The sequence below is a fragment of the Sterolibacterium denitrificans genome (assembly GCF_900174485.1).
GTDB classification, from domain to species: domain Bacteria; phylum Pseudomonadota; class Gammaproteobacteria; order Burkholderiales; family Rhodocyclaceae; genus Sterolibacterium; species Sterolibacterium denitrificans.
In genome coordinates, this window is record NZ_LT837803.1 from 2,654,897 (window position 1) to 2,671,552 (window position 16,656).

Annotated in this window: 18 protein-coding genes; 10 read left to right on the forward strand and 8 right to left on the reverse strand. The window is 63.2% G+C overall.

The window, feature by feature from the left end; genetic code table 11:
• Nucleotides 1–3 precede the first annotated feature (3 nt).
• From fliI to fliR, 10 genes are all read left to right on the forward strand, one after another.
• A complete protein-coding gene (fliI, locus tag SDENCHOL_RS11965; protein WP_067170005.1) occupies nucleotides 4–1,413 on the forward strand; it encodes a flagellar protein export ATPase FliI in 1,410 nt (469 codons plus the stop codon).
• An 80-nt stretch (nucleotides 1,414–1,493) separates the two neighbouring features.
• Entirely contained in the window at nucleotides 1,494–1,949 is a 456-nt protein-coding gene (fliJ, locus tag SDENCHOL_RS11970; RefSeq protein WP_067170007.1) for a flagellar export protein FliJ, read from the forward strand.
• A gap of 75 nt (nucleotides 1,950–2,024) precedes the next feature.
• Entirely contained in the window at nucleotides 2,025–3,485 is a 1,461-nt protein-coding gene (locus tag SDENCHOL_RS11975; RefSeq protein WP_067170010.1) for a flagellar hook-length control protein FliK, read from the forward strand.
• Nucleotides 3,486–3,611: 126 nt separating this feature from the next.
• Nucleotides 3,612–4,175, forward strand: coding sequence for a flagellar basal body-associated FliL family protein (locus SDENCHOL_RS11980; RefSeq protein WP_067170011.1), 564 nt, complete (start codon nucleotides 3,612–3,614; stop codon nucleotides 4,173–4,175).
• A gap of 13 nt (nucleotides 4,176–4,188) precedes the next feature.
• The gene (fliM, locus tag SDENCHOL_RS11985; protein ID WP_067170014.1) at nucleotides 4,189–5,166 is read left to right on the forward strand and encodes a flagellar motor switch protein FliM; all 978 of its coding nucleotides are present in this window, start codon (nucleotides 4,189–4,191) and stop codon (nucleotides 5,164–5,166) included.
• A 37-nt stretch (nucleotides 5,167–5,203) separates the two neighbouring features.
• Nucleotides 5,204–5,611, forward strand: coding sequence for a flagellar motor switch protein FliN (fliN, locus tag SDENCHOL_RS11990; RefSeq protein ID WP_067170017.1), 408 nt, complete (start codon nucleotides 5,204–5,206; stop codon nucleotides 5,609–5,611).
• A 172-nt stretch (nucleotides 5,612–5,783) separates the two neighbouring features.
• A complete protein-coding gene (fliO, locus tag SDENCHOL_RS11995) occupies nucleotides 5,784–6,275 on the forward strand; it encodes a flagellar biosynthetic protein FliO (protein ID WP_231912976.1) in 492 nt (163 codons plus the stop codon).
• Between the two features lie 67 nt (nucleotides 6,276–6,342).
• Nucleotides 6,343–7,044: a flagellar type III secretion system pore protein FliP gene (gene fliP, locus SDENCHOL_RS12000; protein ID WP_153011289.1), complete on the forward strand. Its 702-nt coding sequence runs from the start codon at nucleotides 6,343–6,345 to the stop codon at nucleotides 7,042–7,044.
• A gap of 49 nt (nucleotides 7,045–7,093) precedes the next feature.
• The gene (fliQ, locus tag SDENCHOL_RS12005) at nucleotides 7,094–7,363 is read left to right on the forward strand and encodes a flagellar biosynthesis protein FliQ (RefSeq protein ID WP_067170019.1); all 270 of its coding nucleotides are present in this window, start codon (nucleotides 7,094–7,096) and stop codon (nucleotides 7,361–7,363) included.
• Nucleotides 7,360–8,169, forward strand: a complete 810-nt coding sequence (gene fliR, locus SDENCHOL_RS12010) for a flagellar biosynthetic protein FliR (protein WP_067170022.1) — start codon at nucleotides 7,360–7,362, stop codon at nucleotides 8,167–8,169. Before fliQ ends, fliR begins: the two co-directional genes overlap by 4 nt.
• Here fliR and SDENCHOL_RS12015 read toward each other — a convergent pair.
• The 8 genes from SDENCHOL_RS12015 to flgF all read right to left on the reverse strand — a co-directional run bounded on the left by SDENCHOL_RS12015 (nucleotide 8,091) and on the right by flgF (nucleotide 16,656).
• Nucleotides 8,091–8,642: a hypothetical protein gene (locus SDENCHOL_RS12015; protein WP_067170025.1), complete on the reverse strand. Its 552-nt coding sequence runs from the start codon at nucleotides 8,640–8,642 to the stop codon at nucleotides 8,091–8,093. The two genes, fliR and SDENCHOL_RS12015, sit on opposite strands and share 79 nt — an antisense overlap.
• Nucleotide 8,643: 1 nt before the next feature.
• Nucleotides 8,644–9,957 (reverse strand): flagellar hook-associated protein FlgL, encoded by a 1,314-nt coding sequence (gene flgL / locus SDENCHOL_RS12020; RefSeq protein ID WP_083522837.1) that lies wholly within the window; start codon nucleotides 9,955–9,957, stop codon nucleotides 8,644–8,646.
• A gap of 17 nt (nucleotides 9,958–9,974) precedes the next feature.
• Nucleotides 9,975–11,915: a flagellar hook-associated protein FlgK gene (gene flgK, locus SDENCHOL_RS12025; protein ID WP_067170030.1), complete on the reverse strand. Its 1,941-nt coding sequence runs from the start codon at nucleotides 11,913–11,915 to the stop codon at nucleotides 9,975–9,977.
• 163 nt (nucleotides 11,916–12,078) lie between these two features.
• Nucleotides 12,079–13,119, reverse strand: a complete 1,041-nt coding sequence (gene flgJ / locus SDENCHOL_RS12030; RefSeq protein WP_067170723.1) for a flagellar assembly peptidoglycan hydrolase FlgJ — start codon at nucleotides 13,117–13,119, stop codon at nucleotides 12,079–12,081.
• Between the two features lie 137 nt (nucleotides 13,120–13,256).
• A complete protein-coding gene (locus tag SDENCHOL_RS12035) occupies nucleotides 13,257–14,339 on the reverse strand; it encodes a flagellar basal body P-ring protein FlgI (protein ID WP_067170033.1) in 1,083 nt (360 codons plus the stop codon).
• A gap of 39 nt (nucleotides 14,340–14,378) precedes the next feature.
• Nucleotides 14,379–15,068, reverse strand: coding sequence for a flagellar basal body L-ring protein FlgH (locus tag SDENCHOL_RS12040; RefSeq protein ID WP_067170037.1), 690 nt, complete (start codon nucleotides 15,066–15,068; stop codon nucleotides 14,379–14,381).
• 42 nt (nucleotides 15,069–15,110) lie between these two features.
• A complete protein-coding gene (gene flgG / locus SDENCHOL_RS12045; RefSeq protein ID WP_067170040.1) occupies nucleotides 15,111–15,893 on the reverse strand; it encodes a flagellar basal-body rod protein FlgG in 783 nt (260 codons plus the stop codon).
• Between the two features lie 22 nt (nucleotides 15,894–15,915).
• On the reverse strand, nucleotides 15,916–16,656 hold the full coding sequence (gene flgF / locus SDENCHOL_RS12050) for a flagellar basal-body rod protein FlgF (RefSeq protein ID WP_067170042.1): 741 nt from the start codon (nucleotides 16,654–16,656) through the stop codon (nucleotides 15,916–15,918).

Genomic DNA, 16,656 nt, shown 5'->3' on the forward strand with positions numbered 1-16,656 from the left:
AGCATGGAAGACAATCCTCATCTGCGCAAATTGCGGCATTTTCTTGAGGACTGCCGCAGCCAGGTCGAACAGGTCCCGCCCTTCCGGCACTATGGCCGCCTGACGCGCATCAACGGCCTGGTCATGGAGGCCGCCGGCATCCAGTTGCCGCTGGGCGCCAGTTGCGGAATCCAGGTTTCCGGCGGACGGGCCATCGAGGCCGAGGTCGTCGGCTTCTCCGGCGACAGGCTCTACATGATGCCCCGCGAGGATGTCCAGGGCCTGGCGCCCGGCGCGCTGGTCACCGCCCTGGAAACCGCCGCCACCGCGCCGCAGCTCGGTGAGCGCCCGCCCCCGCTGCGCCGCCAGATCGACCGCGCCAAGCATGTGCCGGTCGGCAATGCCCTGCTTGGCCGCGTGCTCGACAGCAACGGCCGGCCGCTCGACGGCCTGGGTCCGCTCAACAATCCCCAGAGCCGCTCGCTGCAAAGCCGGCCGATCAACCCGCTGTCGCGCGCACCGATCAACCGCAGCCTCGACGTCGGCATCCGCGCCATCAATGCCCTGCTGACCGTCGGCGGCGGCCAGCGCCTGGGCCTGTTCGCCGGCTCGGGCGTGGGCAAGAGCGTGCTGCTGGGCATGATGGCGCGCTACACCGAAGCCGAGGTGATCGTCGTCGGCCTGATCGGCGAGCGCGGCCGCGAAGTCAAGGAATTCATCGAGCACATCCTCGGCGAGGAAGGCATGCGCCGCTCGGTGGTCGTCGCCGCGCCGGCCGACACCAGCCCGTTGATGCGCCTGCAGGGCGCCTACTACGCGACGACCATCGCCGAGGAATTCCGCGATCAAGGCTGCAAGGTGCTGCTGATCATGGACTCGCTGACGCGCTTTGCCATGGCCCAGCGCGAGATTGCCCTGGCCATCGGCGAGCCGCCGGTCACCCGCGGCTATCCGCCTTCGGTCTTCGCCCGCCTGCCGGCGCTGGTCGAACGCGCCGGCAACGGCCCGGACGGCGGCGGCTCGATCACCGCCTTCTACACGGTGCTGGCCGAAGGCGACGACCAGCAGGATCCGATTGCCGATTCGGCGCGCGCCATTCTCGACGGCCATTTCGTGCTCTCGCGCCATCTGGCCGATGCCGGCCACTATCCGGCGATCGACATCGAGCAATCCATCTCGCGCGCCATGACCGGGCTGATCGATGCGGAACACCTCGACCGGGTACGGCGCTTCAAGCAGCTCTATTCGCGCTACCAGCGCTCGCGCGACCTGATCGCCGTCGGCGCCTATGCGGCGGGCTCCGATCCGCTGCTCGATGAAGCCATCCGCCTGCAACCCTTGATGGACGCCTTCCTCCAGCAACGAATCGACGAACGCGCCGACTATGCGGGCAGTCTTGCGATGCTGAGTCAACTCTTCACCACCACGCAATAAATGCGCTAGGATGAACCAGCCTCGGGGTTCGAGCGAATTTTCCCTCCCTCCTCTTCTCCCAGCTTCCCGGTACCCTCACCTTGACCAAGCCTTTTCCCCTGCAAACCCTGCTCGACCTGTCCCGGCAGCGCATGGACGAAGCGGCGCGCAAACTCGGCGAACTGCTTGCCGGCGAGCAGGAGGCCAGTACCCGGCTGGCCCTGCTGCAGCAATATCGCGCTGAATACCACGGCCGCTTCGTTGCCGAGGCGCGCAATGGCATCGGCCGCGACACATTGAACAACTACCAGACTTTTCTCCAGCGTCTCGACGAAGCCATCCTCCAGGCCCAGATGATGGTGACGCAATCGAAACAGCGCACCGTCCAGGGTCAGCAGGAATGGCTCGACAAGCGCGGCCGCGTGCAGGCCTATGACACGCTGTCGACGCGCCACCAGGTTCGCGAGCAGCGCATCGAGAACCGCAAGGAGCAAAAACTGCTCGACGAACACGCGGCACGCAAGCATCAGACAACCAAAGAAGGTTCCCCGTCCTAGCCTGGCACGCGATTTGCTGGATACAGGGCGACAGGCAACGCAATGTCGTGGTTGCCGCATTGAAGGGAACACACCATGCCGGAAGTCGCCAGCACACCGATATTCTCCGCACTTGCCTCATCGTCCGGCCGTACGGGAACGTCCGGCAGCACCGGCGGCAAGGACGGCCTGCCCGGGGAAAGCGCCCAGGGCAGCTTTGCCAGCATCCTGAAACAGCAATTCAAGCAGCCGCAGCAGACGCAAGCGGCGCAGGCAGCCCAGACAGCGCAAACGGCCCGGAGCAAACCGGCCGATGCCGCCGACCAGACGCCCGATCCAGCCACGGCCAGTATCGCCGCCCTTGCCGGCAATTTCCCGCCGCTGCAGCAGGCCGGCGCCGCCCAGGAAAGCGGCCTGCCTGGTGTCGGCGACGCTGCAGCCGGGAAGCTGCCTTCTTTGGCGCCGGATGAAACGACCGACGATACCGCCGGGCAGACCCGGCCGGATGCGGCGAAAAGCGGGGAAATCACGGACAGCATGGCAAGTACGCAAATCCACGGCTTGCCGGTGACGGCAGATGATGCGCCGGCCAGCCCCGCGCCCGACGCGCAGGCGGCACTCGCCAGCCAAGGTCTGCCGGCGGCCGCCAGCGCGGCCAACGATGGATCGAACCCGCTCCCGGACGCTGCCAGCGAGGCCGCCGGCAGCAAGCTCGTCGCCAGCGCCGGTGACGGCGGCAACACCGCCGAACAGGCGGCGCGGCACGCCATCCCCGTCCTTGCGTCCGCCGCATCCGGCAATCCGCCGGCAAGCGATGGCGATCACGATAGCGCTGCGCCCACAGCCTCGCGGCAGACCACGGCACCGCTGTCACTGTCGCAAGCGCGGCAGCAGGGCGTGCTTGCCGGCGACCAGAACAAAACGGCAGCGGCAGAATTTGCCGGCACGTCCGCTGCAGCAAACGATGCCGCCGCCACTCGCGGCGCCGGCGCAACCGCCAGTCAGACGAATTTCGATCAGCTATTGGCCAGCGCCCATACTCAACTCGGTCAGCTCGGCCAGGCGCATCCTCTGCGCGACAGCCGCATCCATGCCGAAGCGCCCGCCAGAATGGAAGCCCCGCTCGGCAGCAGTGCCTGGAACCGCGAAATCGGCGACAAGCTGGTGTGGATGGTCGGGCGACAGGAACAACGCGCCGAACTGGTTCTCAACCCGCCGCAACTCGGCCGCGTCGAAATCTCGCTGAGCCTGCGTGGCGAACAGACCAACGCCACGTTCATGGCCGCCAATCCGGCCGTGCGCGAAGCGCTGGAAAACGCCCTGCCGCGCTTGCGGGAAATGTTCGCCGAGGCCGGATTGAGTCTGGGGCAGGCCCAGGTCGGCGCCGATTCCGGCAGCCACGCCACCGATCAGTCGTTTGCCAACAGAGGAAACGGGGACAATTCATCGCGCTTTTCCACCGCACCGGATGACGCCGCCGACGGTAACATGACGCGCCTGATTGACGATGGATCATGGCTGCGCCAGGGCAGGGGAATGGTGGACGTTTTTGCCTGAACCCGCACAGCGTGCCATACTCATCCATGGACGAACCCGGCCGCTTCGCCTGATCTGGAGGAAGTGAAACGGCCTGTAGCCACCCTCGTGGGCAGTGCCCGGGTGGATTGCGTTGAGGAGTGATGCATGGCGAAAGCCCCGGAAAAAACCGACGAAGAATCTGCAGCCGCCACCCCGGCAAAAGCGGGTAAAAAAAAGCTGCTGATCATCATCGTCTCCCTGGTGCTGGTACTGGCCATGGCTGGCGGCGCGGGCTTTTTCATCCTGAAGAAAAATCAGCAGCCTCCCTCGGAAGACGAAGAAGCCAAGCAGGAAAGAATCAAGCGCATCAAGGCCGAGGCCCCGCCCGTCATCGTCAAGCTGGATCAATTCACCGTCAAGTTGCAGCCGGAAGAAGGCAAGCCGGAGCAGTACATGCAAACCGTGATCGAATTCGAGGTGCTGGACAACCAGACCGCCGACCGCATCAAGGTCTTCATGTCGAAGATCCGCGCCAAGATCCTGCTGATACTGCTGGGCAAGATGCCTTCGGAAATTTCCTCGCCGCAGGGGGTCGAACTGCTGACGGCAGAAATCCGCAACGAGACCAATCACATACTCGACGGCACGACGCGCCCGCTGGACAGCCTGAAGCCCGGACCGGACGACTCGGTGCAGGCCGTGTATCTGACCCAGTTCATCATCCAGTAACCGCCAGAAGCGCATGAGCCAGGATTTTCTCTCCCAGGAAGAAGTCGATGCCCTGCTCAAGGGGGTCACCGGCGAAACCGACGAGGCGCCCGCCGAGAGCGGCGCCGAGGGAGGCGTGCGGCCTTACGATGTCGGCCGCCAGGAACGCATCGTGCGCGGCCGCATGCCGACCCTGGAGCTCATCAACGAACGTTTCGCGCGCTATCTGCGCATCGGCCTGTTCAATTACATGCATCGCAATGCGGAAATCTCGGCCGGCCCGATCCGCGTGCAGAAATACAGCGAATTCATTCGCAATCTGGTGGTGCCGACCAACCTGAACCTGGTCCAGGTCAAGCCATTGCGCGGCACCTCCCTGTTCGTCTTCGACCCGAACCTGGTTTTCCTCGTCATCGACAACATGTTCGGCGGCGACGGACGCTTCCACACACGCGTCGAGGGGCGCGATTTCACGCCGACCGAGCAACGCATCATCCAGGGTCTGCTCAACACCGTCTTCGTCGAATATGAAAAATCCTGGAAGCCGATCCACCCGCTGACCTTCGAATACCTGCGTTCGGAAATGAACACGCAGTTCGCCAACATTGCCACGCCATCGGAAATCGTCGTTGCCGCCACCTTCACGATCGAGCTTTCCGGCGCCGCCTCGGAAATGCACATCTGCCTGCCGTATTCCATGATCGAGCCGCTACGCGGCGTGCTCTACAGCAGCCTGCACAGCGAACAGTTGTCGGCCGACAAGCGCTGGACGACCATGCTGCGCCGGCAACTGCAAACCGCCGAGGTCGAGCTGGTCGCCCCCTTGGGCAGCACCCGCATCAGCCTCGGCGACATCATGAAACTGCAAGTGGGCGACATCATCCCCATCGAGATCGGGGAAAAACTCAACGTCACCGCCCACGACGTGCCGGTATTCTCGGCAAGCTATGGCGTCAAGAACGACCAATACGCACTGAAACTCGACAAATTCCTCGCCCAAGAGGAAAGCTGAAAAAACTGAAAAACATGGCACCCTTCTGGAGCACGCAATGACGGACGAAGAAAATCAGGTAAGCGACGACGACTGGGCAGCCGCCATGGGTGAGCAGAACGTCGGGGAGGCGGCACGCGCCCAGGCGGCCACGGCCAAGGTCTTCGATGAACTCTCCGACGATGCCGGAAAAGCGGGCAGCCTGCGCGATTTCGACATGATCCTCGACATTCCGGTCAACCTCACGGTGGAATTGGGGCGAACCCGCATCGCCATTCGCGACCTGCTGCAACTGGCTCATGGCTCGGTCGTCGAACTGGAAGGCCTGGCAGGCGAACCCATGGACGTGCTGGTCAACGGCACCCTGATCGCCCAGGGGGAAGTCGTGGTGGTCAATGAAAAATTCGGCATCCGCCTGACCGACATCATCACCCCGGCAGAGCGCATGAGCAAGCTGCGCCGCTGATCCGCCACCCGGCACTCGTTCGACGGCGGCAGGCCCCGCCTTGCCGCTCGCGGGCAGCGGAAAACTGGCGCAATTTCCGCCCTCTGCTCGGCGCCTCGAAAAGCCTCGTGCAGGTTAATCTCGTCCGGCATGATTTTTCATGCCGGACGATGAATGCCGAAGCCGAAGCCAAATGTCGAATACGCCCTCGCCCTCACCCCTGCTCCCGCGCCGCCACTGCCTCCGCTTCCCCCACGCTCGCCCGTTGCTGGCTGCCCTGACCGGCATCTCCATGCTGGGCCGGGCACAGGCCGCGGATGCCATACCGGTCGGCAGTACGGGCGGCGGATCCTTGCAGGTGATCTTCGGTCTGTTGCTGGTCGCCCTGCTGCTCGCCGGCAGTCTGTATCTGCTGAAACGCCTGGCGGCGCCCAGCGGCGGCACCACGCTGCTGCGGATCATTTCCGCGGCGGCCGTGGGCGCGCGCGAGCGCGTGGTGGTGGTCGAAGTCGGCGAAACCTGGCTGGTGCTCGGCGTCGCGCCCGGACAGGTCAACAAGCTCCATGAACTGCCGCGCCAGGCGCTGCCCGATGGCGGCCGTCCCGCGGCACCGCACCAGGCATTTGCGGACAGACTCAGGCAAATCATGGCGCATCAGCAGCGCAATGTTCGCAATGCGCCCTGAATCGCGTTCGCATTCGCGCTCGCACCGGCAAGCCGCCGGCTCGCTGCTGATCGGCCTCGGCCTGTTCATGCTGCTGCCCTCGCTGGCGGCCGCCCAGGTATTGCCGGCCGTCACCAGCACGCCGGCCGGGGGCGGCGGCACGCAGTGGTCGCTGTCGATCCAGACGCTGCTGATGCTCACCAGCCTGAGCTTCCTGCCGGCGATCCTGCTGATGATGACCAGTTTCACCCGCATCATCATCGTCTTCTCGTTGCTGCGCAGCGCGCTGGGTACCCAGTCCTCGCCGCCCAATCAGGTACTGGTCGGACTTGCCTTGTTCCTGACCTTCTTCATCATGGCGCCGGTGGGCGACAAGATCTATACGGACGCCTATCTGCCGCTGGCGGAAAACCAGATCAGCTTCACCGAGGCGCTGGATCGCGGCGCCGTGCCGCTGCGCGCCTTCATGCTCAAGCAGACGCGCGAGCCCGACCTGGCGCTATTCACCAAGATATCCAAGCTGCCCAAACCCGAATCGCCGGAGCAGGTATCAATGCGCGTGCTGATCCCGGCCTTCGTCACCTCGGAACTGAAGACCGCCTTCCAGATCGGCTTCATCGTCTTCATTCCCTTTTTGATCATCGACATGGTCGTCGCTTCGGTATTGATGTCGATGGGCATGATGATGATGTCGCCGGTCATCGTCGCCCTGCCATTCAAAATCATGCTGTTCGTGCTGGTCGATGGCTGGACGCTGCTGATCGGCTCCCTGGTGCAGAGCTTCGGATAATTCAAGGCAACGTTCAGAGTTCAGTGTTCAGGATGCGGAGAGGAAAACCATGACGCCAACCACTGTCATCGAAATCGGTCGCGGCGCCGTCGAGACCCTGCTGCTGGTCGCCCTGCCCCTGTTCGCCGCCGCCTTGCTGACCGGCTTGCTGGTCAGCATCTTTCAGGCGGCAACGCAAATCAACGAAGCAACGCTCTCCTTCGTGCCGAAGCTGATCGCCATCTTCGTCACCCTGATCGTTGCCGGCCCCTGGATGCTGACCATCCTGACGGACTACATCCGCCGCCTCTACGAAAGCATACCGGGCCTCATCGGGTGATCTCCGTCACCTCTGCCCAGCTCGACGCCTGGCTGGCAGCCTTCATCTATCCGCTGGCGCGCATCCTGGCAATGCTGGCGGCAGCACCCGTCTTCAACAATACGGGCATGCCGCGGCAAATTCGTCTGGTCTTCGGCATCGCCATCAGCCTGGCCATCGTTCCGGCCCTGCCGCCGATAGAAACGATTCCGCCAGGTTCATGGCATGGCATCGCCGTGCTGGGACAGCAAATTCTCATCGGCGCCATCTTCGGCCTGACCCTGCGCATCATGTTCACGGCGGTGGACATCGCCGGCGAAATCATCGGCCTGCAGATGGGGCTATCCTTCGCCTCCTTCTTCGACCCCCGCAACAGCGCCCAGACTTCGGTGATGAGTTCCTTTCTCGGCCTGATCATGACGCTGCTGTTCCTGGCGATGAACGGCCATCTGCTGATGCTTTCCGTTCTGGCGGAGAGTTTTCAGTTGCTGCCGATCAGCACGACGGCCTTTGCGGCACCGGGATTCAGCGCGCTCCTGGCCTGGTCGGCCGTCATGTTCGCGACCGGACTGATGCTCGCCCTGCCATTGATCACCGCCCTGCTGATTGCCAACATCTCGCTGGGCGTGCTGGCGCGCATTGCGCCGCAACTCAACATTTTCGCCGTCGGTTTTCCGGTCACCATCGTTACCGGCTATGCCATGCTGCTGTTCTCCCTGCCGCATTTCGGCGGGGTGCTGCAGCATCTCTATGACCAGGGATTCGATGCCCTGGCCGCCGTCCTGCAGGCAGGCGGCGCGTTGAATCCGAATCCGCCCGCGCCCTGAACGGCGCTCAACTGCCCCTTGCCCGTCAGGCGAATGACGCCACTGGCCACGCGCTGCGAACCGAGTACCGAGGACTCCACGCCTTCGCTGTACTCTTCGATCTCGTAACCGTCGAAGCCGCCATACTGAACCAGCTCGCGCGCCCGGCGCTGAAACAACTGGCGCGCCTCACCGGCACCGCCGGCATGCACCCGCTTCATTTTCAGCGCCAGATGGACGTGGTTGTCGGGCAGCGGCGCCTGCTCGATTTCCCAGTTGGGGGCCAGTGGATCGAGCACCAGATAGGCGATGCCGGCATAAGCCCCCCAGAAGACGATTTTCTCGAGGGGAAGACCGAAGGACGAGCTCAATTGAAACGCTTTGTCCGGTATCAGTCCCGTGGCATTCAGCTTGCCCGGACTGCTGCAGGCGGCCAGGCTGGCTACGGCTACGAAGAGTATCGCCAGTGCGACGCGAGGGCGCGGCAAACGCATGTCAGATGTAGTTGAACAAAGAGAGTTGCGACATCTGGACGAAGGTCTGTTGCGCCGCCTGCAGTTGGATCTGCATCCGCGTCAGATCCGACAGGGCCTGAACGTAGTCCACATCCTGCAGGTTCGACAGCGACTGCTGGTATTGCACATCGAGGTCGGTATTGAGCGTTTGCAGCGACTCGACCCGGTTCATTCGCGAACCGATGCCGGAGCGAGCCGTCAGAAAGTTCTGCTCTGCCTGATCGAAATTACCGATGGCCAGCGCAATTTCGCTGGACATGCGCGCCTGGTCGTTGCTGCCTGGGACGATCGGTTGTTCAAGCACGTCGATGATGCGCCGCAAGCTTTCGAATACGCTCTGGCTGGTGCTGTTTTTCACGCTGAAGCTGTCGCCATCCGCCGGCTGGCCGGTGAGGGTCACATTGATGCCGAAGTCGTTGTAGGGCGCGGCCAGGCCGCTGAAGCTGATCGGCTGCCCCGGCACATAGGCATGGGTATAGCTGTTGCCGACTCCGCCCGCAGTGGAAACGTCATCGGTGAACAAGGATTTCGACGTGTCCGCATCGACCAGATCGTAGTAAACCGCATTCGCCGGGCCGATCGTGCCGCCATCATCGACCCAGAAACGAATTTCCAGATTGCCGCTGTTGCTTGCATCGTGCCAGCGGCTGGCATTGATCACGCTGCCGCCGCCGATGACGGCGGTTCCCGCATTCGTACCGGCATAGTCGAGCGCAAACACGCCATTGCCATTGGCAATGCGATTGAAGATGCCGTTGCCCGAATCGCTGACGGCCAGTTGCTGCGACGAGGAAACCTGCAAATAGCGCTGGCCGTCGTCGCCGAAATAGGACACGCCGGTTTCCACCGTTCCGCCAAAGGGCTGAGTGTTGCCCATGTAGCCGGAAAATATGTACTGGCCACTCGCATCCTGGGTATTGGCCAGACCCAGCAGTTGCTCGAAGTCGGCGCGCAACTGCGCCGCGATGCTCTTTCGATCCGCGTCGGAAAGCCCGGGGTTGCCTGCCTGGAGGACCAGCGTCCGCGCCTCGCCGAGAACGGCGCCGGCGCTTTTCAACTGGCTTTCGGCAAAGGACAGGATGGAATTCGCATTGTCATGCGTTTTTGCGTACTGCTGCGTCATGTCCAGCGCCTGCTTGGCTTCCAGGATGCCGACGGCCGCGACCGGGTCATCCGCCGGCGTCAGAACCTTGCGTCCGGTGGATAGCTGCTGCTGGAGCTGCAGCAACTGCGCCGACTGTTTGCCCAATGAGGAAATACCCGCATCGAATATCATTCCCGAACTGACACGCATGATCAACTCCCGCCTGGTTAGATTGCCAGCAAGGCATCGAACAACTTGTTGGCCACGGAAATCAACCGCGCCGATGCCTGATAGGCCTGTTGAAAGCGCAACAGGTTCGCCGCTTCTTCGTCCAGATTGACGCCCGATACGGAATCGCGCGTCTTCTGCGCCTGATCGACCAGCGATTGCTGCGCTGCGCTGCTGACCTGGACTTCGCGCGCCTTGTTGCCGATCTGATTGACCATGATCGCATACGAGCCCTGGAAGCTGGTCGTACCGCCGTCGAGCACCTTGGCCGTCTGCAACTGGCCGAGCAGCAAGGCATTGCGATTGTCCGAAACCCCGTCGGCATTCGCTGCGATGGTAAAGCTGTCACCGTCGATCGGCGTGCCGTTGATCTTGAAACTCATGCCGCTGAAGCTGATCGTATCGCCATTCGCGTAGGGAACCGGCGTCGGCGGCGAATCGCTGGTGATCGTGATCGGCGCGCCGCCATTCACGCTGACCACCGCACCCAGCGGGAAACCCAGCAGTTGATTGGCCTCATGGGTCAGCGTGATGCCCGCCGTCAACGGCGTGAATCCCTCGCTCACGGCACCGGCGCTGATCGTGGCATTACCGGCATTCTCCAGTGCGGCCGAGGTGCGGATCGGCGCGGCCAGCGCAATGCTGCTCGTGTTGTTCAGCGCCACGGCGATGTCGCGCGCGCCCGCCCGGGTGGGCTGAATCAGGTAGCTGGCGCCATTGGGCGCCGTCGCAGACAGGCTGAAGCTCAAGCCATCGATGCTTGCAGGCAGCGGGCCGTTGTTGACCAGCACCGCATTGTCCGACAGGCGCTTCAGGGTGTAGTTGCCGCTACCGTTCGATGTCAGCAGATAGTCGCTGGCCATCAGTTTGCCCACATCGACGATCTCCGCCTCGACCATCACCTGCGGCAAGGGATTGGAAGAGCTGGGCAGAACCACTGGAGAAGACAGGCTGAAAAAGTCCCCGCCCATTTCGCCATTCAGATCCTGCCCCAGCCTGTGCTGATCGTTGAAGGACTGCGCCAGGGCGATGGCCGTCCGTCCCAGCGCATTCTCCACGTTGTCCAGCGTCTCGTTGCGGAAGGCGATCAAGCCGCCCAGCGTGCCGCCGCTCAGCAGGCTGTCCGGCAACTGAATGAGGCTGCCGCCCGGCACCTGCAAGGCCACATTGGTGCGCAGCGGATCGTAGGCATCCTGCGTTGCCGCCAGTGTCGATACGATATTGCCGACCAGCAGCGGCTGGCCGCTGCCGATCAAAAGATTGTAGCCGCCGTCATCCTGCGGCAATACCGTGACGCGGATTTCCTGATTGAGCTTGCTGATCAGCAAATCGCGCTGATCGAGCAGATCGTTGGCCGGTTGCCCCTGGCCGGCGGCCTGGGCAATGACGATCCGCTGATTGAGCTCGGCGATCTGCTGCGCATAGGCGTTGATGGTCGTCACCTCGCTGACGATCTGGGTATTGACCTGATGCGTGATCTGATCGAGTCGCTCGCTCAGGTCATGGAAGCGCGCTACCAGCGTCTGCGCATCGGAAAGAAATGCCTGGCGCGATGGCGTGGATGACGAATTTGCCGACAGTTGGCTGAGGCTGGAAAAGAAACTCGATATTGCCGGCCCCATGCCGGAATTGGCATCGGCCACCAGGTTGGCGACCTGGTCGATCTGCTGCTGGTAGCTGACCAACGCTGCCGAACTCGACTGCGCGCTCAGTACCTGGGCCGTCAGGTATTCGTTATATACCCGCTTGACGGCTTCGACATTGACGCCCTGGCCGAAGAAGCCGGCGCCTGTGTACAGCGGCTCGTTTGCGCTCTGCACGATCTGCTGGCGCGTATAGCCCGGCGTAGAGGCATTGGCGATGTTTTGCCCGGTTGTGGCAAGGTTGGCCTGGGCAACGTTCAGGCCCGTCACGCCGATGCTGAGGATGTTGGCACCCATGATCGCTCCAAAGTGTCACTCGGTTAACGGCAAAACTTGCCGCAAATTAAGTTGTCACCTGGTATGCAGCAACCTTCGTGCCACATTCGACAGAGTCTGCGTGATCAGGGAGAGTAGAAACGCGCCGCGAGTGACGGTGAAACGCTGCAAACGCCGCGAATGCTCAACCCTGCTGCAGGCCGCTGCGCAGGGTGGGGCCGTCGATGATGCGGGTCAGCTTGGTCGCGTAAAGCGGATCGGTGGCATAACCGGCCTGCTGCAGGCCGCGGGCAAAGCTCACGGCATCGCGGGTACCGAGCACGTCGGCATAGCGCGGGCTCGAGGCCAGCAGCCTGGCGTAATCCTGGAAGGCTTCGGCATGGGAAGCATAGACGCGGAAGCGTGCCGTCTCGCGCTGGGCCAGGCCATTGACGACTTCGGTGGTCGAGGCCTCGACCACCGGGCCGGACCAGCCACGTCCCGCCTTGATGCCGAACAGGTTGTGGCTGGGACTGCCGTCCGGCAGGCGCGGTTCGGCTTTGCCCCAACCCGTTTCCAGCGCGGCCTGGGCCACCATGAAATGCGCCGGAATGCCGGTGGCGCGACTGGCTTCCAGCGCATGCGGCCAGACTCGTTCGATGAAACTCCGCGCCCCGGCGGGAGCGCCAGGCGCGATTGCAGTTGGTTCGGTTGATTCGATCGGCTCGGCTGTTTCGGTTGGCTCGGCTGCCGAACCCGTGGCACTGCCCACGGCCGCCGCCCTTGCGCCGACCAGCGCCTTTTCCAATGAACGCAAATCCGTTGCCGCGGCATCCGGCTCCAGCGGCAAGTCGGGAGCAAGCCGATTCAACGGTCGGGAAGGAGCCACGGGATTCAGCGGCAGATCACTCAATGGCAGCGCTTCGGTTTCGGTATTCAATTGCGCGAGCTGCTTCTCGATCATGGCGGCCAATCCCAGCCCCTTGCCCGTGCTGGAGAGCACCTGCGCCAGTTGCTGGTCGTGGATCGACTCGAACATGCGCGACTGCTCGCTGTCGAACAAGCCTTCGCGCGGCGAAGCATCGCGCATGGTCTTCAGCACGATCTGCAGGAACAGCGCCTCGAACTGTTGCGCGACGGCCTTGTTGGCAGCCGGCGTATTGGCGCGCGCCTCGAGCTTAAGGGCGTCCAGCCCCCTGACGTCGATGGCCAGCTGGGCGGATTGAGCAGAGATCGGTGTGGACATGGACATAGCTTACGCCCCGCGCTCCTGCAGACATGCCGCAAACAGACCCGCTTTTATCCGGCAATAAGGCAATAGATCCGTTGTTTCCGGCGGCCCGCTTTTTCACCGCCGCCGCACGCCGGCGGCGGCGGTGAAGATCAGATCACTTCCAGTTCCGCGCGCAGCGCGCCGGCAGTACGCATGGCCTGGAGGATGGCAATGAGGTCGGCCGGATTCGCGCCGATGGCATTCAGCGCCTTGACCACATCGGCCAGATTGGCGCCGGGCTGGACATTGACCAATGCCCCGGCTTCCTGCTGGATGTCGATCTGCGCATTGGTCACCCGCGCGGTCTGCCCGGCGGCCAGGGGATTGGGTTGGCTGACGGCATTCTCGGCGGTGACGCTGACGGAAAGATTGCCGTGCGCCACGGCACAACTGTCGAGCGTCACGGCCTGGTTCATCACCACCGAACCAGTGCGGCTGTTGATGATCACCTTGGCGGACTGCTGTACCGGCGTTACCTGCAGGTTTTCGACGCGGCCGATGAAGGCCACGCGCTCATTCGGATTCAGTGGCGCGCGTACCCGCACCTGGCGCCCATCCACTGCCGCCGCCGCACCCGGCGCGCTGCCATTGATGGCGTCGACCAGGCGCTGCGCCGTGCCGAAGTCGGTTTCCTTGAGCTCGAAATAAACGTACTCGCCCTCGCCCAACTGGGTGGGCACTTCGCGCTCGACCGTGGCGCCGCCGACGATGCGGCCCACCGAAAGATGATTCACCGTCGCCTTCGAACCGCCGCCCGAGGCACCCGCGCCGCTGACCACGACATTGCCCTGGGCAATGGCATAGATCTGTCCGTCCGCCCCCTTCAGCGGCGTCATCACCAGCGTGCCGCCGCGCAGCGATTTGGCATTGCCCATGGAAGAAACCGTGATGTCGACCTGCTGGCCGGCGCGGGCAAACGGCGGCAGATTGGCCGTGACCATGACCGCCGCCACGTTCTTCAATTGCAGGCTGGTACCCGGCGGCAGGGAGACTCCCATGTTGGACAGCATGTTGATGATGCCCTGCACCGTGAAGGGCGTTTGCGTGGTCTGGTCGCCGCTGCCGTCCAGACCGACCACCAGACCGTAGCCCACCAGCTGGTTGTTGCGCACGCCGGCGATCGAGGCCAGATCCTTGATGCGTTCGGCCCACGCCGGCTGAACGCAGCTCAGCGCGAGCAGGAAGGCGATCATCAAGGGAAAACGAAAACGCGGCGACTTCATCGGATACCCCTAGATCGGCAGGAACGACAGGAAAAAGCGGCTCAGCCAGCCCATCACCTGAGCCGAATCGATGAAGCCGTTGGCCTTGTATTCGATGCGCGCATCGGCCACCTGGGTCGATTGCACGGTATTCGTGGCCGTGATGGTGGTGGGATTGACCACGCCGGAGAAGCGGATGAATTCCTCGCCTTCCTTGAGGCCGATCTGTTTTTCGCCCGAGACCAGCAGGTTGCCGTTGGACAGCACTTCGATCACCGTGACCGTCAGCGAGCTGGTGAAATCATTGGTCGAGGAATTTTGCCCCTTGCCGCTGAAGTTGTTGCTGCTGGAAGCCTGCAGATCCAGATCCTGCAGCGTCTTGACCGGCAGACCGGAAACGCTCGGCACCGAGGCCGACATGCTGCTCGAACGCGTCGCCTTGTTCTCGGAGTTCTTCGAGGCCGCAGTCTTCTCGGCAATATTGATGGTGAGCGTATCCCCCACGAAGCGGGCCCGCCTGTCCTCGAACAACGGCCGCGCCGAAGCGACGTTATAGATGGCGCCATTGGCCGCCGGCATCTGGCCGCGCGGCTCGGGACGCACCGTCATCGGCTGATGCACGTTGCTCGGCGGCACCGTGCCCGGGCTGGCGCAGCCGGCAATGCCGAGGATGGCGAGCAGCACGGCAAACCAGGCCGGCAGACGGGGGATGAAACGCATCGTAGTGTTCCTGTTCCGCATCAGGCAGTCTTTCGCATCCGCTCAAAGATTGGCCAGCTTGGCCAGCATCTGGTCGGAAGTCGAAATGACCTTGGAGTTCATTTCATAGGCACGCTGGGTCTGAATCATGGTGACCAGTTCCTCGGCCATGTTGACGTTGGAAGCCTCGACATAACCCTGATTGAGCACGCCCGTGCCATTGGTGCCCGGCGTATTCGGCGAGGGAGTGCCGCTGGATGCGGTTTCGACGAAGAAATTTTCACCCACGCTCTGCAAGCCGCCCGGATTGACGAAACTGGAAATCTGTATGGTGCCGACTTCCGTCGGCGCCACCGCGCCGGCCTGCACCACCGAGACCACGCCATCGCGGCCGATGGTGATCGACAGGGCATCGGGCGGTATGGTCAGGGCCGGCGACAGCGGATAGCCGCTGGAAGTGACGACCAGGCCGGTGCTGTCCTTCTGGAACGCGCCGTCGCGGGTGTAGGCCAGGGTGCCATCGGGCATTTCGATCTGGAAAAAGCCCTGGCCGTTGATGGCGATATCCAGCGGGTTGTTGGTCAGGTTGAGATTGCCCTGGCCGAAATTCTTTTCCGTGGCGACCGGACGCACGCCGGTGCCCAACTGCAAGCCGGAAGGAATGGTGGTCTGTTGCGACGACTGCGCTCCCGGCTGACGCATGGTCTGGTACAGCAGATCCTCGAACACGGCATGGGCGCGCTTGTAGCCATTGGTGCTGACGTTGGACAGATTGTTGGCAATGACGTCGAGCTGCGTCTGCTGGGCGTCGAGGCCGGTCTTGGCAATCCAGAGTGAGCGGATCATGGTCTAGCCCTGTAAAGTGAAATCAAAGATTGCTGATGACCTGCGTTGCCGCCTGGTCGTTGGTGGAAGCGGTATTCAGCAGCTTCATCTGCATGTCGAACTGGCGGGCAAGGGAAATCATGCTCACCATCTGCTCGACGGCATTGACGTTGCTGCCTTCGAGAAAGCCGCTTGCCAGCTTGGCGTTTTCCTCGGCCTGCGCCGCCTCGCCGCTGCGCAGGCGAAACAGCCCGTCCGCACCACGCACCAGCTCCGTCTCGTCGGGGTTCACCAGCTTGATGCGCCCCACCGCATTCACCGTGTTCTGTTCGCCGCTTTCCGGTATCGCCGAGACGCTGCCATCCGTGCCGATCGACACCTTGACGTCAGGCGGCACGCTGATCGGCCCGCCATCGCCCTGTACCGGGATGCCGTTGCGCGTCTGCAATACGCCATTGACGTCCAGTTGCAGGCTGCCGTTGCGCGTATAGGCTTCGCTGCCATCCGGCATGGCCAGGGCAATCCAGCCCGGCCCCTGCACGGCGACATCCAGCGCGCGTCCGGTGGACTGCATGGGGCCGCTGGAAAAATTGGTGTGGGTGCTGGCATCGACGACGAAAGCGCGCGTCGGCAATGCCTGCGACTGCACCTGCACGGCGCGCAGGCGATGCTCCTCGGCGCGATAGCCGGCCGAGGCGACGTTGGCGAGATTGTGCGCCACCGCCGCCTGCCGGCTCATCGTCTGCGAGGCGCCGCTCATGGCGGTGTAGATCAGGCGATCCAT